Annotated in this window: 17 protein-coding genes; 14 read left to right on the plus strand and 3 right to left on the minus strand. The window is 76.1% G+C overall.

Annotated features, from left to right (window positions below; all coding sequences use genetic code 11):
• The first annotated feature begins 349 nt into the window (after positions 1 to 349).
• The 7 genes from infC to PHY01_RS24880 all read left to right on the plus strand — a co-directional run bounded on the left by infC (position 350) and on the right by PHY01_RS24880 (position 7,711).
• The gene (infC, locus tag PHY01_RS24850) at positions 350 to 949 is read left to right on the plus strand and encodes a translation initiation factor IF-3 (protein WP_141282543.1); all 600 of its coding nucleotides are present in this window, start codon (positions 350 to 352) and stop codon (positions 947 to 949) included.
• A gap of 37 nt (positions 950 to 986) precedes the next feature.
• Positions 987 to 1,211: a 50S ribosomal protein L35 gene (gene rpmI / locus PHY01_RS24855; protein WP_141282502.1), complete on the plus strand. Its 225-nt coding sequence runs from the start codon at positions 987 to 989 to the stop codon at positions 1,209 to 1,211.
• 38 nt (positions 1,212 to 1,249) lie between these two features.
• Positions 1,250 to 1,633: a 50S ribosomal protein L20 gene (gene rplT / locus PHY01_RS24860; RefSeq protein ID WP_141282504.1), complete on the plus strand. Its 384-nt coding sequence runs from the start codon at positions 1,250 to 1,252 to the stop codon at positions 1,631 to 1,633.
• Positions 1,630 to 2,442, plus strand: a complete 813-nt coding sequence (locus PHY01_RS24865) for a TrmH family RNA methyltransferase (RefSeq protein WP_170183972.1) — start codon at positions 1,630 to 1,632, stop codon at positions 2,440 to 2,442. Before rplT ends, PHY01_RS24865 begins: the two co-directional genes overlap by 4 nt.
• 242 nt (positions 2,443 to 2,684) lie before the next feature.
• Complete coding sequence (gene pheS, locus PHY01_RS24870; RefSeq protein ID WP_141282508.1) at positions 2,685 to 3,737, plus strand: phenylalanine--tRNA ligase subunit alpha; 1,053 nt, start codon at positions 2,685 to 2,687, stop codon at positions 3,735 to 3,737.
• 8 nt (positions 3,738 to 3,745) lie between these two features.
• Entirely contained in the window at positions 3,746 to 6,223 is a 2,478-nt protein-coding gene (gene pheT, locus PHY01_RS24875; RefSeq protein ID WP_141282510.1) for a phenylalanine--tRNA ligase subunit beta, read from the plus strand.
• 24 nt (positions 6,224 to 6,247) lie between these two features.
• Complete coding sequence (locus PHY01_RS24880; RefSeq protein ID WP_141282512.1) at positions 6,248 to 7,711, plus strand: carboxylesterase/lipase family protein; 1,464 nt, start codon at positions 6,248 to 6,250, stop codon at positions 7,709 to 7,711.
• Here PHY01_RS24880 and PHY01_RS24885 read toward each other — a convergent pair.
• Together PHY01_RS24885 and PHY01_RS24890 are read right to left on the minus strand one after the other, a co-directional pair.
• Entirely contained in the window at positions 7,708 to 8,277 is a 570-nt protein-coding gene (locus PHY01_RS24885) for a hypothetical protein (RefSeq protein ID WP_141282514.1), read from the minus strand. The genes PHY01_RS24880 and PHY01_RS24885 overlap by 4 nt on opposite strands.
• Positions 8,278 to 8,287: 10 nt before the next feature.
• A complete protein-coding gene (locus tag PHY01_RS24890) occupies positions 8,288 to 11,125 on the minus strand; it encodes an ATP-binding protein (protein WP_170183970.1) in 2,838 nt (945 codons plus the stop codon).
• A gap of 124 nt (positions 11,126 to 11,249) precedes the next feature.
• Here PHY01_RS24890 and PHY01_RS24895 point away from each other — a divergent pair, with 124 nt between their 5' ends.
• Entirely contained in the window at positions 11,250 to 11,750 is a 501-nt protein-coding gene (locus tag PHY01_RS24895) for a quercetin 2,3-dioxygenase (protein WP_141282518.1), read from the plus strand.
• Between the two features lie 2,501 nt (positions 11,751 to 14,251).
• Here PHY01_RS24895 and PHY01_RS24900 read toward each other — a convergent pair.
• Positions 14,252 to 14,932 (minus strand): DNA alkylation repair protein, encoded by a 681-nt coding sequence (locus PHY01_RS24900; protein ID WP_141282520.1) that lies wholly within the window; start codon positions 14,930 to 14,932, stop codon positions 14,252 to 14,254.
• A 74-nt stretch (positions 14,933 to 15,006) separates the two neighbouring features.
• On the opposite strand from PHY01_RS24900, the gene argC reads away from it, so the two are divergent.
• Genes argC through PHY01_RS24930 form a run of 6 tightly spaced genes read left to right on the plus strand, consistent with a single transcriptional unit; the run spans position 15,007 to position 20,630 of the window.
• Positions 15,007 to 16,026, plus strand: coding sequence for an N-acetyl-gamma-glutamyl-phosphate reductase (argC, locus tag PHY01_RS24905; RefSeq protein ID WP_141282522.1), 1,020 nt, complete (start codon positions 15,007 to 15,009; stop codon positions 16,024 to 16,026).
• Positions 16,023 to 17,183: a bifunctional glutamate N-acetyltransferase/amino-acid acetyltransferase ArgJ gene (argJ, locus tag PHY01_RS24910; RefSeq protein ID WP_141282524.1), complete on the plus strand. Its 1,161-nt coding sequence runs from the start codon at positions 16,023 to 16,025 to the stop codon at positions 17,181 to 17,183. The genes argC and argJ overlap by 4 nt, the downstream gene beginning before the upstream one ends.
• Entirely contained in the window at positions 17,167 to 18,057 is an 891-nt protein-coding gene (argB, locus tag PHY01_RS24915) for an acetylglutamate kinase (protein ID WP_141282526.1), read from the plus strand. The genes argJ and argB overlap by 17 nt, the downstream gene beginning before the upstream one ends.
• Before the next feature lie 29 nt (positions 18,058 to 18,086).
• On the plus strand, positions 18,087 to 19,220 hold the full coding sequence (locus PHY01_RS24920) for an acetylornithine transaminase (protein ID WP_246086140.1): 1,134 nt from the start codon (positions 18,087 to 18,089) through the stop codon (positions 19,218 to 19,220).
• Positions 19,217 to 20,134, plus strand: a complete 918-nt coding sequence (gene argF / locus PHY01_RS24925; protein ID WP_141282530.1) for an ornithine carbamoyltransferase — start codon at positions 19,217 to 19,219, stop codon at positions 20,132 to 20,134. Before PHY01_RS24920 ends, argF begins: the two co-directional genes overlap by 4 nt.
• Positions 20,135 to 20,168: 34 nt before the next feature.
• Positions 20,169 to 20,630, plus strand: a complete 462-nt coding sequence (locus tag PHY01_RS24930; protein WP_170183971.1) for an arginine repressor — start codon at positions 20,169 to 20,171, stop codon at positions 20,628 to 20,630.
• The last annotated feature ends 15 nt before the right edge of the window (positions 20,631 to 20,645 follow it).

Here is a 20,645-nt window from a genome sequence, read left to right on the forward strand (position 1 = left end):
ACATGAGGCTGGGGCCGCACATGAGGCTGGGGCCGCACATGAGGCTGGGGCCGCACATGAGGCTGGGGCCGCACACGAGACTCGGGCCGCATACCGGCAGCTCCACCTCGTCGCGGCCGGGCGCCGCGTGACGGCCGGTCGACCGGCCCGATGAGGGGCTGTTACCCTACGGAATGCGACCACCCTGTCGCGCGTTTCCTTCAGCGTCAGGGCGATCAAGTGGAGCCCCGCTCCCACCCGCCCACCCCTGGTGTTCGGGTTCGGTCCAGGCCTGCGCGCCGTCCCAGGACGGCACGCGTGGGCCCGTGATCGTTGTCGGGTCTTCGCTCCGTCGCTCCACACGACGTCGATACGAGGAGACCCCATCAGCACAGAGACGCGCATCAACGACCGCATCCGCGTTCCCGAGGTCCGGTTGGTCGGGCCGAACGGGGAACAGGTCGGCATCGTGCGTATCGAGGACGCCCTGCGGCTGGCGCAGGAGGCCGAGCTCGACCTCGTCGAGGTCGCGGCCCAGGCCCGCCCGCCCGTCTGCAAGCTCATGGACTACGGCAAGTTCAAGTACGAGTCCGCGCAGAAGGCCCGGGAGTCCCGCCGCAACCAGCAGCTGACCACGATCAAGGAGCAGAAGCTCCGGCCGAAGATCGACAAGCACGACTACGAGACCAAGCGCGGGCACGTCCGGCGCTTCCTCGAAGGCGGCAACAAGGTCAAGGTCACGATCATGTTCCGGGGGCGCGAGCAGTCCCGGCCCGAGCTCGGGTTCCGGCTGCTGCAGCGCCTCGCCGAGGACGTGGCCGACCTGGGCGTGGTCGAGGCGTCCCCGAAGCAGGACGGTCGCAACATGACGATGGTGATCGGTCCGACCAAGAAGCCCGCCCCGCGCGCCCGCCCCGCTGCCGCCGAGCAGCCGGAGCAGGCGTCCGAGGCCGACGCGGACCAGGCCTGACGGTCTGCCCGCCCCCAGCACTGGAGTAGGAACAGCCATGCCCAAGAAGGCCCGGAACCACGGCAAGAACCCGAAGAACAAGACGCACAGCGGTATCGCCAAGCGGGTCAAGGTGACCGGCGGCGGCAAGCTCATGCGCCAGCAGGCCGGCCTGCGCCACCGCCTCGAGGTGAAGTCGAGCAAGGAGACGCGCGACCTCTCCGGCGTGGTCGAGGTCGCCAAGGCCGACACCAAGCGCGTCAACACGATGCTCGGTCGCTGACCCTTCTCCGCCCCACCCCCCACACGTAAGGAATCACCATGGCACGCGTGAAGCGCGCGGTGAACGCTCAGAAGAAGCGTCGCAGCACCCTGGAGCTCGCGAGCGGTTACCGCGGTCAGCGTTCGCGGCTCTACCGCAAGGCGAAGGAGCAGATGCTCCACTCGCTGAACTACGCCTACCGCGACCGTCGCGCGAAGAAGGGCGAGTTCCGCAAGCTCTGGATCACCCGCATCAACGCCGCGGCCCGCGCCAACGGCATGACCTACAACCGCTTCATCCAGGGCATCACGCTCGCGGGTGTCGAGGTCGACCGCAAGATCCTCTCCGAGATCGCCATCAGCGACCCGGCCGCGTTCGCCGCGCTGGTCGAGGTCGCCCGGGCCCACGTCCCGGCCCCGGCGTCGAAGGAGTCGGCGGCCTGAGCCGTCCGACGGGCACACCGCCCGGCACCGAGCGCACCCCGCGCGTCGTCGCAGCCCGCAAGCTGCTGCGCCGCGCCGGGCGCGACCGGGCCGGGCGGTTCCTCGTGGAGGGGGCGCAGGCCGTCCGCGAGGCGCTCGCCCACGGCGTGGTCCACGAGCTGTTCGTCACCGACGAGGCCGCCGCCCGCCATCCCGACCTGCTCGACGGCCCGGACCGGGTCACGGTCGTCGACGCCCGCGCCGCCGCGTCGCTGTCCGACACCGTCACCCCGCAGGGGATCGTCGCGGTCTGCGCGCTGCTCGACGTCCCCGTCGCCGACGCGCTGCGCGGCGCGCCGCGGCTGGTCGCGGTGTGCGCGGGCGTCACGGACCCGGGCAACGCCGGCACGATCGTCCGCGTCGCCGACGCCGCGGGGGCTGACGCCGTGCTGCTGGCCGGCGACACCGTCGACCCGCACAACGGCAAGGCGGTGCGGGCGTCCACCGGCAGCGTGTTCCACCTGCCGCTGGCCCGCGACCGCGACGCCACGGCCGTGCTCGACGCCTGCCGCGCGGCCGGGCTCACGCTGCTCGTCGCCGACGGCCACGGCGAGCTCGACCTGCTCGACCCCGTCGCCGACCCCGTGCTCGCGGGCCCGGTGGCGTGGATCTTCGGTGGGGAGGCGCACGGCGTGCCGGAGGCCGTGGCCGCCGCCGCCGACCACCGCGTCCGCGTGCCGATCCCGGGCCGCGCCGAGAGCCTCAACCTGGCCACGGCCGCGGCCGTGTGCCTCTACGCGAGCGTGGCCGCGGCCCGCCGCCGGGCCTGAGCCGCCCGGGATCCGGGCGTTCCGGCCCCTCCCCGCCCACGGTCAAGATCGGCGGGAGTGGGCGAGAGGTGTCACCGGCGACACCCGGTGGCCACTCCTGACGATCATCGACGGGCGCGGCGGAGCGGGCGTGGCGATCGCCGGGAGCGGCCCACCGGGGTCACCGCGGAACCCGCTCGCCGCCGCCGCGGCGCACCGTCATGCTGGGCCCGCCCGGACGCCGTCCTAGGATCACCGACACCATGACTGAGAGCACCGACGTAGTGGACGCGCTGCACCCGGATTCGCTGGCCGCCGCCGTGGCCGCGGCCCGCGCCGCCTTCGACGCGGCCCCCGACCTCGCCGCGCTCACCGCCGTGAAGCCGGCCCACCTCGGCGACCGGGCTCCGCTGCAGCTGGCCCGCCGCGAGCTCGGCTCCCTGCCCGGCCCCGACCGCGCCGACGCCGGCAAGCGGGTCAACGCCGCGCGCCAGGAGACCCAGGGGGCGTTCGACGCCCGGCGCGAGGTCCTCGTCGCCGAGCGCGACGCGCACGTGCTCGCGCAGGAGTCCGTCGACGTCACGCTGCCCTGGGACCGCACCCCGCGCGGCGCCCGGCACCCGCTGACCCAGGTCTCGGAGCAGATCGCCGACGCGTTCGTCGCCATGGGGTGGGAGGTGGCCGAGGGCCCGGAGGTCGAGTCGTCCTGGCTCAACTTCGACGCGCTGAACTTCGGCAAGGACCACCCCGCGCGGACCATGCAGGACACGTTCTACCTGGAGAACGCCGACGACACCGCGGGCACGGTGCTGCGCACCCACACCTCGCCGGTGCAGATCCGCTCGCTGCTCGACCGCGACCTGCCCGTCTACGTGGTGTGCCCGGGCCGCACGTTCCGCACCGACGCGCTCGACGCCACCCACACGCCGGTGTTCCACCAGGTCGAGGGCATCGCCATCGACAAGGGCCTGACGATGGCGCACCTCAAGGGCACCCTCGACGCGTTCGCCCACGCCATGTTCGGGCCGGAGTCGCGGATCCGGCTGCGCCCGTCCTTCTTCCCGTTCACCGAGCCCTCCGCCGAGCCCGACGTGTGGTTCCCGGAGAAGAAGGGCGGCGCGGGCTGGGTCGAGTGGGGCGGCTGCGGGATGGTGCACCCCAACGTCCTGCGGGCCTGCGGCGTCGATCCCGACGTCTACTCGGGCTTCGCGTTCGGCATGGGCCTGGAGCGCACGCTGATGTTCCGCAACGGCATCCCCGACATGCGCGACATGGTCGAGGGCGACGTCCGCTTCTCCCGCGCCTTCGGAATCTGAGGAGAGACGTGCGCGTTCCGCAGTCCTGGCTGTCCGAGCTCGTCGGCGAGCTGCCGCCCGTCGACGAGACCGCCGAGGCGTTCGTCCGCGTCGGGTTCGAGGTGGAGGAGATCCACCGCGCCCGCGAGATCACCGGGCCGCTCGTCGTCGCCCGCGTGCGCGAGATCGAGGAGCTGACCGGGCTCAAGAAGCCGATCCGCTGGTGCCGCGTGCAGGTGGGGCCCGAGCAGGTCAACGGCGTCATCTGCGGCGCGCAGAACTTCGCCGTCGACGATCTCGTGGTGGTCGCGCTGCCCGGCGCGGTGCTGCCCGGCGGCTTCGCGATCTCCGCACGGAAGACCTACGGCCACGTCTCCGACGGCATGATCGCCTCGGCCCGCGAGCTCGGCATCGGCGCCGACCACAGCGGGATCCTCGTGCTGCCCCCGGGCACCGCCGAGCCCGGCGACGACGCGCGCGACCTGCTCGGCCTCGACGACCCCGTGATCGAGCTCGACGTCAACCCCGACAGCGGCTACTGCTTCTCGATCCGCGGGCTGGCCCGCGAAATGTCGGCCGCGCTGGACGCCGACTACACCGACCCCGCCTCCAGGGTCGCGGTGGCCGAGGCCGAGGGCGACGCCTGGCCGGTCACCCTCGACGACGCCGGCTGCGCCCGGTTCGTCGCCCGCCGCGTCGACGGCGTCGACCCCGCGCGGCCCGCGCCGTGGTGGATGCAGCGCCGCCTGCTCGCCGCCGGGATGCGGCCGATCTCGCTGGTCGTCGACGTCACCAACTACGTGATGATCGAGCTCGGCCAGCCGCTGCACGCCTACGACGCGGGGCGGCTCACCGGGGCGATCTCGGTGCGGCGCGCGGCGCCGGGGGAGCAGCTCGTCACCCTCGACGACGCCACCCGCACCCTCGACCCCGACGACCTGCTGATCACCGACGACTCCGGCCCGATCGGCCTCGCGGGCGTCATGGGCGGGGCGTCGACCGAGATCCGCGACGGCGACGGCCCGATCGACGTCCTGATCGAGGCCGCCCACTTCGACCCGGCCGTCATCGCCCGCGCCGCGCGGCGGCACAAGCTGCCCAGCGAGGCGTCCAAGCGCTTCGAGCGGGTGGTCGACCCGCTGCTGCCGCCGGTGGCGGCCGAGCGCGCCGCGCAGCTGCTCGTCGAGTACGGGGGCGGCACCATCGCCCCCGGCCGCACCGATGCCGGGGCCGCGCCCACCCGCCCGGCCGTCACCATGCCGCTCGACGAGCCCGACCGCGTCGCCGGCGTCGCCTACCCCCGCGGCGCCACCGTCCGCCGCCTCACGCAGGTCGGCTGCGCCGTCGAGCTGGCCACCGGTGACGACGGGCGCGCCCGCGTGATCGCCACCCCGCCGTCGTGGCGGCCCGACCTGGTGCAGCCCGCCGACCTCGTCGAGGAGGTGCTGCGGCTGGAGGGGCTGGACGCGATCCCGTCGGTCCTGCCCGCCGCCCCCGGCGGCCACGGCCTCACCCCGGCGCAGCGCAGGCGGCGCTCGGTCTCGCGGGCGCTGGCCGAGGTCGGGTACGTCGAGGTGCTGCCGTTCCCGTTCGTCGGGCCCGCGGTGTGGGACGCGTTCGGCCTGCCCGCCGACGACGTCCGGCGCCGTACCGTCCGCGTCCTCAACCCCCTCGACGCCGAGCGGCCCGAGCTGTCCACGACGCTGCTGCCCGGCCTGCTCGACACGCTGGTGCGCAACCGGTCCCGGGGTGCGGTGGACCTCGCGCTCTACCACATCGGGCAGGTGGTGCTGCCGCACGCGCAGCCGGTCGCGATGCCCGACCCGCCCGTCGACCGCCGCCCCACCGACGCCGAGTACGCGCAGATCCGGGCCGCCCTGCCCGCGCAGCCGCTGCACGTCGCCGCGGTGCTGGCCGGCGACCGCGAGGCCCGCGGCTGGTGGGGGCCGGGGCGCCCCGCGTGCTGGGCCGACGCGGTGGCCGCCGCCACGCTCGTCGGGCAGGCCGCGGGGGTCGAGCTGCGGGTCGTCGCGGCGGATCTCGCGCCGTGGCACCCCGGCCGCTGCGCGCAGCTGCGCGTCGGCGACTGGCCGGTCGGGCACGCCGGCGAGCTGCACCCGAAGGTCGTCGAGGCGCTCGGGCTGCCGCCGCGCACCTGTGCCATGGAGCTCGACCTGGACGCGCTGCCGCTGCGCGAGCACCGCGCCGCGCCGCAGGTGTCGCCGTACCCGCCGGTCGGGGTCGATGTCGCGCTCGTCGCCGACGCGGCGGTGCCGGCGGCCGACCTCACCGACGCCCTCGTCGACGGCGGTGGTGAGCTGCTGGAGACGGTGCGCCTATTTGACGTCTACGCGGGGGAGCAGGTGGGGGAGGGGAAGCGCTCGCTCGCGTTCACCCTGCGATTCCGGGCGCCCGACCGCACGCTCACCAGCGAGGAGGCCAACGCCGCCCGCGACGCGGCGGTGACGGTCGCCACGCAGCGGTACGGCGCGGTGCTGCGCAGCTGACGCGCACCGGGTGAGACTGGGGCCATGCACTCCGTCGTGAAGACCCGCTCCGGCGAGGTGCGCGGGACCGTCGCCCCCGGCGTCGCCGCGTTCCTCGGCATCCCCTACGCGGCGGCGCCCTCGGGCCCGCTGCGGTTCCGCGAACCCGCCCCGGTACCGCCGTGGGAGGGGGTCCGCGACGCCACGGAGCACGGCCCCACCGCTCCCGCGCCGGGCTACCCGGCCCCGTTCTCCGACCTGCTGCCGGTCGTGCGGGTGCCGGGGGAGGAGATCCTCAACCTCGACGTGTGGACGCCCGACCCGTCGGCCACGGGCCTGCCGGTGATGGTGTGGATCCACGGCGGCGCCTTCGTCAACGGCTCCAACTCGATCCCGGTCTACGACGGCTCCGCGTTCGCCCGTGACGGCGTCGTGCTGGTCTCGGTGAACTACCGGCTCGGCGCCGAGGGCTTCCTGCACCTGCCCGACGCCCCGCCCAACCGCGGGCTGCTCGACCAGGTCGCCGCGCTGCGCTGGGTCCGCGACGAGATCGCCGCGTTCGGCGGCGACCCCGACGCCGTCACCGTGTTCGGGGAGTCGGCGGGTGCGATGAGTGTCGGCGCGCTGCTCGCGATGCCCTCGGCGCGGGGGCTGTTCCGGCGGGCGATCCTGCAGAGCGGCGCCGCGCACCACGCGCTCGGTGCGGCCACGGCGTCGAAGGTCACGGGCTACCTGGCCGAGGACGTCGGGGTCGAGCCCACCGCCGCCGGATTCGCCGCGGTGCCTCCCGTCCGGCTGGTCGCCGGGCAGCAGGCCCTGAGCGCGCAGGCGGCGACGCAGCCGGACCCGGCGCGGTGGGGCGAGATCACGCTGAACGCGATGGTCTTCGAGCCGGTCGTCGACGGCGAGGTGCTGCCGGCGCTGCCGATCGAGGCGGTCGCCGCGGGGGCGGGCGCCGACGTGGAGCTGCTGGTCGGCAGCAACCGCGACGAGCACCGGTTCTTCCTGGTCCCGACCGGCGCCGCCGACCGCGTCACCGACGCCGCGCTCGCCGCCGTCGCGGGGGCCTACCGGCTGCCCGACGGCGCGCTGGACGCCTACCGCGCCGAGCGGCCGGGCGACCCGCCCGGCCTGGTGCTGGCCGACGTGATGAGCGACTGGTTCTTCCGCATCCCCGCGCTGCGGCTGGCCGAGGCGACCGGGCGCGCGCACGTCTACGAGTTCGACTGGGTCACCCCCGTACTCGACGGCCGGCTGGGCTCGTGCCACGCCCTCGAGCTCGGCTTCGTCTTCGACACCCTCGCCGCGGCCACCGACCTGGGCGGCGGCGACGCGCCGCAGGAGCTGGCCACGCAGATGCACGCCGCGTGGGTCGCGTTCGCCCGCACCGGCGACCCGGGCTGGCCGCCCTACACCCAGGGCCGCGCAGTCCGGCGCTTCGGTGACGTCGTGGAGACCGTGGCCGACCCGCGGGGCGGGATCCGCGAGCTCTGGACCGGCATCCGCTAGCCGAGGGCGTCGAGGGCCCCCTGCGCCGCGGTGCGCCACGCGTCGTCGGAGGGGGCGCCGTCGAGCACGGCGATGGTCACCACGTACCGGGGCCCGGCGAGCTGCAGCGTGACCCCCGGAGCGGTGTCGACGAGCGCCGCCGCCTCGCCGACCCCGGTCAGCTCGCGGCGGCCCTGCGGCGGTGCGGCGAGCACGAAGTCGGCGGCCGTGCCCTCCCGCGGCTCGTAGACGTTGATCGAGGCCAGCGGCTCCCCCGCCGTGGACGACGCGACGCAGCTCGTCGGGCGCGACCCGTCGGCCCGGGTCACCTCGGCCTGCTCCGGCGGCAGCACCGGCTCGCCGAGCAGCGTGCTGAACGCCAGCGCGTCGAGCAGGCACTCGTCGTCGACGACGTCGGCGGCCAGGGCACTGCGCGGCCCGGCCGGAGCGGCGGACGGGGCGGCGGACGGCGCCGGGGACGCGGGGTCGACGACCGGCGCCGCCATCCGTCCGGAGCCCGGCACGACGGTGGTGCAGCCCGTCGCGAGCAGCGCCAGTGCCGCCGCCACCACTGTTCGTCCCCGCACGCGCGCGACGCTAGACGGCCGGGCCGCGTCCCGTGGCCGTTCGGCCGGATTCGTCGCGCAGGACCCGCAGCGCCCAGGCCACCAGCTCGGGCCGGCCCGTGCACCCGCTCTTCGCGAGCAGGTGTTCGACGTGCTTCTCCACCGTGCGCGGGGACAGGTGCAGCCACTGCGCGATGTCGCGGTTCGCCCGGCCCTCGGCCACGAGCGCCAGCACGTCGGCCTCCCGGGCGGTGACGCCCCGCTCGCGCAGCACCGGCGGGACCCCGGCGTTCCCGCGGGGGACCACCGCCCCGGTCCGGCGCCAGAGCCCCCGGACCGCCGCCGCGCAGCGGTGCTCTCCCCGTGCCTCCCAGCGCCCCACGTCCTGCGCCGCCCAGCCCGCCGGGTCGCCCCAACCGTCGGCCAGCGCGGCGCCCGTGGCCACCCGTCGGGCCTGCAGCCGGTACCAGGCGATGTCGACCGGTTCCCGCAGGAGCGTGTCCGCGGCCCCGAACGCGGCGAGCGCGCCGTCGCGGTCGCCGCGGCGGCCGAGGGCGACGGCGCGGGCGAACCCGGCGAGGCCGACGTTCCAGCGTGCGGTCTGCGGGTCGGGCGGGTCCGGCACGGTGCCGGTCGGGTCGGCCGCGGCGCGCAGCAGCATCCACAGCCCGACCGACGGCGAGCCGCTCACCTCGTTGGGCTGCTGCGCGAACGCGGCCACGGCGCGGTCCAGGTCGGCCAGCGCCCGGCGGTCGTCGGCGGCCGCCAGGGCCCGCGTGGCCCGCACCCCCCACACCTCCCCGTGCAGGTGCGTGTCGCGGGGGGCGAGCGCGAGGGCCTCGGCCATGTCGTGCTCGGCGCGGTCGTCGTCGCCGAGCAGCACGTGGGCGGCCGCGCCGAGCAGCAGGGCCTTGGGCAGGGTGGCCAGCCGGTACCGGCGGGAGGCCGCCGCGCTGGCGCGGGCGGCGGCGAGCGCCTCGCCCGGCTCCCCGCGGGCGTGGTGCGCCGCGGCCCGTTGCAGGTCCAGCACGGCGACGGCGGCCAGGTCGCCGATCGCCGATGCGCGGTCGCGGGCGTCGGCGAGGCGGTCCAGCCGCAGGCTCACCTGGACGTCGGAGATCGCGAGCTCGTGGCGGGCGCGGGCCGCGGGGACCGGCAGGCCGGCGTCCTCGGCCGTCCGCAGGGCCCGTTCGGTCAGCTCCTCGGCTCGGGCGAGGTCGTCGCGCCGGGCGATCCGGCCGAGCACCAGCAACGCCTCGCAGGTGACGGCGGGGTCCTCGGCCCGCTCCAGGACCCCGGCGGCGAGGGCCGCGGCGTCGGGGAGGCGGCCCGCGCCCAGCGCCACCCGGGCGGCGGCCGCCTCGACCCGCGGGTCGTCCACCGCCCCCGCGCGCCGGGCGGCGGCCAGCTCGGCGTCGGCGGCCGCCCAGTCGCCCGCGGTGGCGTGGATCCCGGCCAGGCGCAGCCGGGCCGACACGGCGGCCTCGCCGCGGGCCGGGAGACGCCGGACGCAGCGCGTCGCGACCGCCACCGCCTCGGTCGTCTGCCCCGACGCGGCCAGGACGTCGGCCAGTGCGTCGTCGGCGGCCGCGGCCAGGGCCGGGTCGTCCCCGGCCAGCTCGCCGGCCCGCCGCAGCACGGACTCGGCCGAGGTCAGCGCCCCGCGGTCGAGGTTGCGCCACCCGGCCTCCAGCAGCGCGGCGGCGGCCCGTGCGGTGTCGCCGGCGCGCAGCGCGAGATCGGCGGCCAGGTCGCACCACGTGCCGTCGAGCTCGGGATGGGCGGCCAGGACGGCGCGCAGGCCGCGGCGGGCCCACCGGGCCCGCTCCGGCGGCAGCAGGGCGGCGAGCACGGCGTCGCGGCCCAGCGCGTGGTGGAAGCCGACGGTCCCCTCGCCCGCCACCAGCAGACCGGCGCGGGTGGCGGCCCGCAGCCCCGCGAGCACCTCCTCGGCCGGGGAGTCGAGGACGGCGGCGAGCAGCTCCCAGTCGAACCGCGCGCCGAGCACGGCGGCCGCCTCCACGCAGCGCCGCGCGGCCGGCGCCAGCGCGTCCAGCCGCGCGCCGACCAGCCCGGCGACGGTGTCGGGGACGACAGCGGCCGCCTCCGCCCCGGCCGCCAGCAGCTCCTCCACCAGCAGCGGGGTGCCGCCCGCGCGGCGGTGCAGGGTCGCGCGCAGGTCGTCGGGCGGCGCGGAGCCCAGGCACGCCGCGGCCATCGCGTCCACCTCGTCGGCGGCGAGCGGGGCCAGCGGCAGCCGGGTGCAGGCGTGCCGGGTCGCCAGCGCGCGCAGCAGCGCCGTCACCGGGCCGGGGTCGTCGCGTGCCGTCACCAGGACGAACACCCGTTCCTGCGCGACGTTGTCGGCGAGGTACTCCAGCACGCCCAGGGTCTCCGGGTCGGCCCAGTGCAGGTCCTCCAGGACCAGCAGCAGCCCGCGGTCGCCGGCCAGCGTGGCGAGCAGCCGCAGGACGGCCTCGCCCAGGACGGCCTCGCCCGCCACCGGGTCGCCCGGCGGGTCCACGCCGGGCGACCGGGTGCGCCAGTGCGGCAGCAGCCTGCCCAGTGCGGAGCGGAACGGGCGGAGCGCGGGGTCGTCGGGCTCGTCGACGTGCCGCATCCCGGCCAGCAGCGCCTCGGTGAGGGGCCGGAAGGCGGTGCCGGAGCCGGACTCCACCGCCCGCCCGACCAGCACCGGCAGCTCCCAGGTCCGGGCGGTGTCCGCCGCCTCGCGGGCCAGGCGCGACTTCCCGATGCCGGGCGGCCCGACCAGGGCCGCCGCGGAGCCCCGGCCGATCCGTGCCGCGGCGGCCGCGGAACGCAGCGCCGCCAGCTCGGCGCGCCGGCCGACGACGGTGGGACAGCGCACCGGACCAGCGTAGGGCGCGGCTACGTGCGGCGGCAGCGCTGAGTACGTGCGCACCCGGATCCGCGCCGGGCTCGGGGGCGCCAGGCTGGCCCGGTCGGCGACCGCGAGAGAGAGGACCTCCGAGATGAGCATCCCGACCAGCACCCGGCCCTACCACCTGACGGCGGGGGAGGGTCCCGCCCTGTGGCACCTGGGCTCGCTCGCCACGTTCAAGGCCACGTCCGAGACCACCGGCGGGCAGCTGTGGCTGCAGGAGGTGCGGGGTGGGCACGGCTACGCGGCGCCGATGCACCGACACAGCCGCGAGGACGAGGCGTTCTACGTGCTGGAGGGGGAGATCGTCTTCCACGTCGGCGACGAGGTGCTCGGTGCGGGCGCGGGGAGCTTCCTGTGGGCGCCGCGGGGCGTCGCGCACGGCTTCTGCGTGGAGTCCGACGAGGCCCGGTTCCTGGCCTTCTCCGGGACCGCGGGCCTCGACCGGTTCTTCTTCGACACCGGTGAGCCCGCGGGGGCGCTCACGCTGCCCCCGCCCGCGGCGGGCCCGCCGGACATCGACGCGCTGGTCGCGGCCGGGGCCGCCTACGGCGTCGAGCTCGTCGGACCGCCGCCGACGCCGCGGGACTGAGAACGACCCGCGGACGGGGCACGACCTGGATGTACTTATCGGCCACCCCGCGTCTCTGCCACGGTGACGGGCGGGGCGGACGGTGACGGGCGGGACCGGAGGTGGCGGCAGTGGTCGAGCACGCGGCGAGGCACCGGGCGGAGCGCAACGGAGCCGGGCAGCACGGGGACACCGGGCAGCACGGGGACACCGAGCACTGGGTGGAGCTGCGGGTGCACGGCGTCCGGGCCACCGATCCCGAGGACATGCTCGACGTCGACCGGGTCGTGCAGGTGGCGGGCGACGAGCTGGGCCGGGTCTTCCGCCGCGCCGACCGGCGCGGCGCGGAGCTTCGCGAACCCGACGGCCACGTCGTCGAGGCCTACCACTGGGGACGGCTCACCTCCGGCTCGTTCAGCCAGGCGCTGTGGCTGCTGCTCGCCCCGTTCGGGCTGGTCAACGCCGCGCAGTTCACGCTGCCCCGCCCGGTCGGGACGTGGCCGCGGCGGTGGCACGAGCTCGCAGGCGCGGCGCTGCGCCTGCTGGGCCTGGCGATGACGGCGCTGTTCGTCCTCACCATGGCGACGCTGACGGTCGACCTGTGGGCCTGGCAGCAGGCCGGGGCGACCGGCGGCGGTGCCTACGCACTGGCGCTGCTCGCGCCCGTCGCGCTGCTCGGGTTCTTCCGGTGGGCGGCGGGCCCGCCCGCCCCCGACGTCCGGGAGGCCGCGCGCAAGGACGGCGGGATCGACGCCCCGGTCCCGCCGTCGCGCGAGCAGCCCAGCGACCTGGTGCACCGTGACTTCTTCCTCGGCGCCCACGACCTCGGCTCGCTGCGGCTGCTGCACGTCGCGGGCGGGCTGACCGTCGTCGCGGGCGTCGGTGCGCCGCTGACCGCGGCCGCCGGGTTCCCCCCGGTGCTCCGCGCGGTGGCCGCCGCGCTGTTCGTGCTCGTCGCGGTCGTCGTGACCGCCGGCCTGCGCGATCTCAACACCGCGACCAACCCGTGGGACCCGGACGACCCGGCCGCCGCCGTGGCCCGGCGTCGCAGGAGGAACACCGAGCTGGTGGCGCAGGCGCTCGCGGTCCTGGCCGGGTCCGCGGCGCTGGTGACGGTCGGGGCGGCGCTGCTGGCCCCGGTCGGCGGCGGGACCGGCGGCCTCCCGGGCCTCGACCTGATCTGCTTCCTGGTGATGGTGGTGGCGGCGGCCGCCGTCGGTCTGCTGGCGCTGGGCAACCTCCTGGTCGCCCGCGGGGTCCGGGCCGGCGACGCCTTCGCCCCCTACGCCGGCGGGTGGGCGTGCACGCTGCTGGCGCTGCTCGGGCTGTTCCTCGGCGTCGGCTACTCCGGTGCGTTCGCCACGATCGTCGCCGCGGCGCTGACGTCGGACGAGCGGCCGGTCGTGGTGCCGGAACTGCTCTCGCGCGTCGCCTACGCCTGGGGGATCACGGCCGCCGGGGTGCTGCTGCTGGCCGGCTACCTGTTGGTCCGGCGGCGGTCGGCGATCGCCGCCGTGACACCCGCCGTGGCGGCCGGGGCCCCGTGGCTGACCGGGCGGTGGGCGCGCAAGGTCGCCGCCGCGATGTGGGTGGCCCGGCTGAAGAACGGGCTGGCCTGCGTCCTCACGGTCTTCGGGGTCCTCGGCGTCGTGCTCACCGTGTTCGCCGCGGTCGACCTGGCGCCGGTCGTCGGGCTGCCGCCCGTCGCGCTGCCCTGGATGCTCGACGTGCTCAGCTGGTGGCCGCGGCCCGACGCCCCGGCCCCGGCGTTCCAGGTGGCGCTGCTGGCGTTCGGCACGCTGACCCTCACCGGTCTCGCCACCGGGCTCATGCTGCTGGCCCGGACCGCGCTGTTCGGGGCGTCGGCCCGGCGCGGGATCAACGTCGTGTGGGACGTCGTCGCGTTCTGGCCGCGCGCGGTGCACCCGTTCGTGCCCTCGGCCTACTCCGCGCGGGCGGTGGCCGACCTGGAGGACCGGATCCGCTGGCACCTCGCGCCGGGCCGCACCGGACGGCTCGCCGTGTGCGGGCACAGCCAGGGGAGCCTGCTGACGTTCGCGGCGCTCGTCCGGCTCGCCGCCTCGCCCGCCGACCGCGCCCTGCTGGACCGCGTCGCCTACCTCACGTTCGGCTCGCAGCTGCAGGTGATGTTCGCCCGCGGGTTCCCCGCCTACGTCAACCGGGCCGCCGTCACCGCCCTCTACGGCGACCTGCGCGGGAACTGGCGCAACCTCTACCGCGACACCGACGCGCTGGCCGGGCCGGTGCTGAGCTGGCGGCGGCCGGCGACGGGGTGGATCGAGGCGCCGGGTGCCCCGGTGCTCGACCGGGCCTCGGAACCCGGCCGCGAGCGGTACGGCCCGGACTGGCGGATCGCCGACCCCCTGCCCCCGGCCGACCCGACGCTGCAGGAGTCGTGCCTGCTGCCCCTGCGCGGGCACGGCGAGTACTGGCTCGACCCGGCCTGGTACGAGGCGCTCGCGGACCTGGGGTGCCCGCGCGCGGTCGCGCACCGCACGGCGTCACCCGATGCGGCGCAGGGCCTCCCGCCGGGACAGGGCGGACAGGCCGGGATGGTCGTCGACGAAGCTCCGGACCCACCCGGGGTCGACGCGCGCGTGCTGGCGCAGGGCCCAGCCGATCGCCTTGCGCAGGAAGAAGTCGGGATCGGCCAGGTTGGCCTCGACGGCGTCGGTGAGCAGACCCAGGTCGGTGTCGGCGCCGGACCCGAGCTGGGCGATGACCGATGTCCGGCGCAGCCACCGGTCGGGGTCGCGGATCCAGGAGCGCAGCACCGGCAGGAGTGAGGCCGGGTCCGCGCGCAGCAGCGGCCCGATCCGCGCGCTCGCGATCTCGTCGGTGAGGTCCCACCAGCCGCCGCTGACGATCCAGTGCCGGTACAGCGGCACCCAGGAGGCGTCCTGGGGCGGGGACCAGCGCCGGTGCCCGGTGAGGCTCAGCGCGACGTAGCGCTCCTCCCGGAACCGTGCGCCGTCCCACAGGTCGCGGACCGCGGCGGCGAACTCGGCGGGCGACGGCACGGGCCGTGTGGCCACGAGCTCGCGCACCAGCTCCGCGCGGGCCGGTTTCGGCACGCCGCGGAACCGCATCGCGGACTTCATGTAGCGCTGCATCGGCCCGGCCGCCACGGGATCGGCCCGGGCGGCCAGGCCGGCGCGCACGGCATCGGCCAGGTCGGTCACACCGGTGACGGTACGGGCGGGCACCGACAGGATCTGGCTTGCATGAGATTGCAGCACCGTGCATAGTCATCCACATGGTGCGGATCGCTGTCGCAGGGGCCAGTGGCTACGCCGGGGGCGAGGTCCTCCGGCTGCTGCTCGGCCACCCCGACGTCGAGATCGGGGCGCTCACGGCGGGCGGGAGCGCGGGCACGCGGCTGGGGGAGCACCAGCCGCACCTGCTGCCGCTGGCCGACCGGGTGCTGCTGGACACGACACCGGAGACCCTCGCGGGCCACGACGCGGTCGTCCTCGCGCTGCCGCACGGCCACTCGGCGGCGCTGGCCGCCCAGCTCGGGCCCGACGTCGCGGTGATCGACTGCGGAGCCGACCACCGGCTCGTCGACGCCGCCGCGTGGTCGCGCTGGTACGGCGGCGAGCACGCCGGGAGCTGGCCCTACGGGCTGCCCGAGCTGCCCGGCGCCCGCGACGCGCTGCGCGGGGCGACGCGGGTCGCGGTGCCGGGGTGCTACCCGACGGCGATCAGCCTGGCCCTGTTCCCGGCGCTGGCCGCCGGGCTCGCCGAGCCGTCGGTCGTCGTCACCGCCGTCACCGGGACCTCGGGGGCGGGGAAGTCGCTCAAGCCGCACCTGCTCGGGGCCGAGGTGATGGGGTCCCTGTCCGCCTACGGCGTGGGGGGCGTGCACCGGCACACCCCCGAGATCGTGCAGAACCTGTCGGCGGTGGCCGGGAGATCCGTCGAGGTGAGCTTCACCCCGGTCCTCGCCCCCCTGCCGCGCGGCATCCTGGCGTCCTGCTCGGCGCCCACCTCGGCGTCGGCGGGGGAGGTGCGCGAGGCCTACGTCAAGGCGTTCGACGACGAGCCGTTCGTGCACCTGCTGCCCGAGGGCGTCTGGCCCACCACGGCAGCCACGCTCGGCGCCAACACCGTCCACCTGCAGGTCACCGTCGACCACGACGCGGGCCGGCTGATCGCGGTCGCCGCGATCGACAACCTCACCAAGGGCACCGGCGGCGCCGCCGTGCAGTGCCTCAACCTCGCCCTCGGTCTCCCCGAGACCACCGGCCTCCCGCTGAACGGAGTCGCCCCGTGAGCGTCACCTCACCGCAGGGGTTCCGGGCGGCCGGGGTCGTCGCCGGGCTCAAGTCCAGCGGCGCCCCGGATCTCGCGCTCGTCGTCAACGACGGGCCGCGGACCGCCGCGGCCGGGGTCTTCACCCGCAACAAGGTCAAGGCCGCGCCCGTCCTCTGGTCGCAGCAGGTGCTCACCTCCGGGGCGCTGCGCGCGGTCGTCCTCAACTCCGGGGGCGCCAACGCGTGCACCGGGCCGGAGGGGTTCCGGACCGCGCACGCCACCGCGGAGAAGGCCGCCGAGCTGCTCGGCTGCGGCGCGGTCGAGGTGGCGGTCTGCTCCACCGGCCTGATCGGCGCCCAGCTGCCCCGCGACGCGGTGCTGGCCGGGCTGGAGAAGGCCCACGCCGGGCTGGCCGGCGACGAGGCGGGCGGCACCGCCGCGGCCACCGCGATCATGACCACCGACACCGTCGCCAAGCAGGCCGGGCACGTGTCGGAGGAGGGCTGGCGCATCGGCGGCACCACGAAGGGCGCCGGGATGATCGCGCCGTCGATGGCCACGATGCTCTCGGTGCTCACCACCGACGCCGACCTCGACCCCGCCGAGCTCGACACCGCGCTGCGCGCCGCGGTCCGCGTCACCTTCGACCGGCTCGACGTCGACGGCTCGATGTCCACCAACGACACGGTGCTGCTGCTCGCCTCCGGGGCGTCCGGCGTGCGGCCCGATCTCGCCGGGTTCACCCGCGCGCTGACGGCGACCTGCCGGTCGCTGGCGCAGCAGATGCAGGCCGACGCGGAGGGCGTCACCAAGCGGATCACCGTGCGCGTCACCGGCGCCGCCTCCGAGGACGACGCCGTGGTCGTCGCCCGGACGGTGGCGCGCGACAGCCTGGTCAAGACCGCGCTGTTCGGCTCCGACGCCAACTGGGGCCGGATCGCCGCGGCCGTCGGCTACTCCGACGCCGCGGTCGACCCCGACACCCTCGACATCGCGGTCAACGACGTCGTGCTGTGCGCAGGCGGCGTCGCCGCGGGCGGGCGCACGTCGGTCGACCTGTCCGGGCCGGAGATCGTCGTCGCGATCTCGCTCGGCCTGGGCCACGGCGAGGGCGAGATCCTCACCACCGACCTGTCGCACGCCTACGTGGAGGAGAACAGTGCCTACCCCTCGTAGCGAGCGGCTCGACCGGGCGGGGGAGAAGGCCGGCATCCTCGCCGAGGCGCTGCCCTGGCTGCAGCGCTTCCACGGCCGGATCGTCGTCGTGAAGTACGGCGGCAACGCCATGATCGACGAGGAGCTCAAGCAGGCCTTCGCCCGCGACATGGTGTTCCTGCGCCTGGCCGGGATCCTGCCGGTCGTCGTGCACGGCGGCGGCCCGCAGATCAGCGCGATGCTCGCGCGGCTGGGCCTGCCGGGGGAGTTCCGCGGCGGGCTGCGGGTCACCACGCCCGAGACGATCGACGTCGTGCGGATGGTGCTGGTCGGGCAGGTCGGGCGCGAGCTGGTCGGCCTGATCAACCAGCACGGCCCGTACGCCGTCGGGCTGTCCGGGGAGGACGCCGGGCTGTTCACCGCCGAGCGGCGCACCGCGCTGGTCGGGGGCGAGGTAGTCGACATCGGGCTGGTGGGCGACGTCGTCGACGTCAGCCCCGACGCCGTGCTCGACATCGTGCGGGCGGGCCGGATCCCGGTCGTCGCGGGCATCGCGCCCGACGTCGAGGGGCAGGTCCACAACATCAACGCCGACAGCGCGGCAGCCGCGCTCGCGGCGGCGCTGGACGCGGCCAAGCTCGTCGTCCTCACCGACGTCGAGGGGCTCTACGCCGACTACCCCGACCCGGAGTCGCTGATCAGCGAGCTCACCGCGGCCGAGCTGGAGCCGATGCTGCCCGGCCTGGAGTCGGGGATGGCGCCGAAGATGGAGGCCTGCCTGCGCGCGGTGCGCGGCGGGGTCGGCCAGGCGCACGTGATCGACGGCCGGGTGCCGCACTCGGTCCTGCTGGAAGTGTTCACCCACGAGGGAGTCGGAACGATGGTGATCCCGTGAGCGCCCACGCACAGCGGTGGCGGGCCGCGATGATGGACAACTACGGCACCCCGCCGCTCACGCTCGTGCGCGGGTCGGGCGCCCAGGTGTGGGACGCCGACGGCCGCCGCTACCTCGACCTGCTCGGCGGGATCGCCGTCAACGCGCTGGGGCACGCGCACCCGGCCGTCGTCGAGGCGGTCTCCCGGCAGGTCGCCACGCTGGGCCACACCTCGAACCTCTACATCACCGAACCGCCGCTGGCGCTGTCCGAGCGGCTGCTGGAGCTGCTGGGGCAGCCCGGCCGGGTGCTGCTGTGCAACTCCGGTGCCGAGGCCAACGAGGCCGCGTTCAAGATCGCGCGGCGCACCGGGCGCGGCGGCGTCGTCGCGGCGGAGCACGCCTTCCACGGCCGCACGATGGGCGCGCTGGCGCTCACCGGCCAGACGCCCAAGCGGGTCCCGTTCGAGCCGCTGGTGCCCGGGGTGTCGCACGTGCCCTACGGCGACGTCGCCGCGCTGGACGCCGCGGTCGGCGCCGACACCGCCGCGGTGTTCCTCGAACCGATCATGGGCGAGGCGGGTGCGGTCACCCCGCCCGCGGGCTACCTCGCCGCGGCCAGGGAGATCACCGCCGCGCGCGGTGCCCTGCTCGTGCTCGACGAGGTGCAGACCGGCATCGGCCGCACCGGCTCGTGGTTCGCCCACCAGGCCGCGGGCGTCGTGCCCGACGTCGTCACCCTCGCCAAGGGCCTGGGCGGCGGGCTGCCGATCGGCGCCTGCATCGGCCTGGGCGCGGCGGGCGACCTGCTGGAGCCCGGCCAGCACGGCACCACCTTCGGCGGCAACCCGGTGTGCGCCGCCGCGGCGCTGGCGGTGCTCGACACGATCGCCGCCGACGACCTGCTGGAGCACGTCACCATGCTCGGCAAGACCATCGCCGCCGGCGTCGAGTCCCTCGGGCACCCGCTGGTGCGCGGCGTCGACGGCGCGGGCCTGCTGATCGGGATCGTGCTCGGCGAGCCGGTGGCGGCCCCGCTCGCCGCCGCGGCCCGCGACGCCGGGTTCCTGGTCAACAACGCGGCGCCCGACCGGATCCGCCTCGCGCCCCCGCTGGTGCTCACCGAGGCCCAGGCCGGCGAGTTCCTCGACGTCCTGCCCGTCCTGCTGGACGGTGTGTCGTGAGGCACCTGCTGCGCGACGACGACCTGTCCCCGGCCGAGCAGGCCGAGGTGCTGGCGCTGGCGGCACGGATGAAGCAGGAGCCCTTCGCGCACCGCCCGCTGGCCGGGCCCCGCGCCGTCGCGGTGTTGTTCGACAAGTCCTCGACGCGCACCCGGATCTCCTTCGAGGTCGGGATCGCCCAGCTCGGCGGCACCCCCGTCATCATCGACGCGAAGGCGAGCCAGCTCGGTCGCGGCGAGACGATCGCCGACACCGCCCGCGTCCTGTCGCGCTACGTCGACGCGATCGTCTGGCGCACCGGTGACCAGTCGCGCATCGAGGAGATGGCCTCGGCCGCGACGGTGCCGGTCGTCAACGCGCTCACCGACCAGTTCCACCCCTGCCAGGTGCTGGCCGACCTGCAGACGGTGCAGGAACGGCTGGGCCGCCTCGCCGGGGTGACGCTGACCTACCTCGGCGACGGCGCCAACAACATGGCCCACTCGTTGCTGCTCGGCGGCGCCACCGCCGGGATGCACGTGCGGGTCTGCGCGCCGCAGGGCTTCACCCCCGACGAGCAGGTCCTGCGCGACGCGAAGGACCGCGCCACGCACACCGGCGGCGGCGTCGAGCTGATCGGCGACCCGCACGCCGCCGTCGCGGGTGCCGACGTGCTGGTCACCGACACGTGGGTGTCGATGGGCCAGGAGGACGACGGGCTCGACCGCGCCGCGCCGTTCCGCCCTCTCCAGGTCAACGCCGAGCTGCTGGCCCGCGCGGCCGAGGGCGCGATCGTGCTGCACTGCCTGCCCGCGCACCGCGGCGACGAGATCACCGACGAGGTCCTCGACGGCCCGCACAGCGCGGTGTGGGACGAGGCGGAGAACCGCCTGCACGCCCAGAAGGCGCTGCTGACGTGGCTGTCCTCGACGTGAACGCCCGCCCGGCGCGGGCCGGTCGGTGACCGCGGTGTCCGGGGCCGGACGCACGCGGGCGGCGCGGCACGCCCGCGTCGTCGAGATCGTGCGGGACCGGGCCGTGCACAGCCAGACCGAGCTGCTCGCGCTGCTCGAGGCCGACGGCATCGCGGTCACCCAGGCCACGCTCTCGCGCGACCTCGACGAGCTCGGCGCGCTGAAGGTCCGGGGCGCCTACGTCATCCCCGACGACGGCAGCCCGGTCCGGGGTGTCGAGGGCGGCACGGCGCGGCTGTCGCGGCTGCTGGGGGACCTGCTGACCGGCGCGGACTCCAGTGGGAACCTGGCGGTACTGCGTACGCCGCCCGGCGCCGCGCACTACCTGGCCAGCGCACTGGACCGCGCGGCCCTGCACGACGTCGTCGGCACCATCGCCGGCGACGACACCCTGATGGTGGTGGCCCGCGAGCCGCTCACCGGCGCCCAACTCGTCGCGCTGCTGCGCGATCTCTGACCGAAGGAGCAACCA

This window comes from Pseudonocardia hydrocarbonoxydans (assembly GCF_006539565.1).
GTDB classification, from domain to species: Bacteria; Actinomycetota; Actinomycetes; order Mycobacteriales; family Pseudonocardiaceae; genus Pseudonocardia; species Pseudonocardia hydrocarbonoxydans.

Excerpts from the sequence above, each read along its gene's own strand:
- rplT (WP_141282504.1), top strand. The coding sequence starts at position 1,250 with ATGGCACGCGTGAAGCGCGCGGTGAACGCTCAGAAGAAGCGTCGCAGC.
- pheS (WP_141282508.1), top strand. The coding sequence starts at position 2,685 with ATGACTGAGAGCACCGACGTAGTGGACGCGCTGCACCCGGATTCGCTG.
- argC (WP_141282522.1), top strand. The coding sequence starts at position 15,007 with ATGGTGCGGATCGCTGTCGCAGGGGCCAGTGGCTACGCCGGGGGCGAG.
- PHY01_RS24895 (WP_141282518.1), top strand. The coding sequence starts at position 11,250 with ATGAGCATCCCGACCAGCACCCGGCCCTACCACCTGACGGCGGGGGAG.
- PHY01_RS24880 (WP_141282512.1), top strand. The coding sequence starts at position 6,248 with ATGCACTCCGTCGTGAAGACCCGCTCCGGCGAGGTGCGCGGGACCGTC.
- PHY01_RS24920 (WP_246086140.1), top strand. The coding sequence starts at position 18,087 with ATGATGGACAACTACGGCACCCCGCCGCTCACGCTCGTGCGCGGGTCG.
- rpmI (WP_141282502.1), top strand. The coding sequence starts at position 987 with ATGCCCAAGAAGGCCCGGAACCACGGCAAGAACCCGAAGAACAAGACG.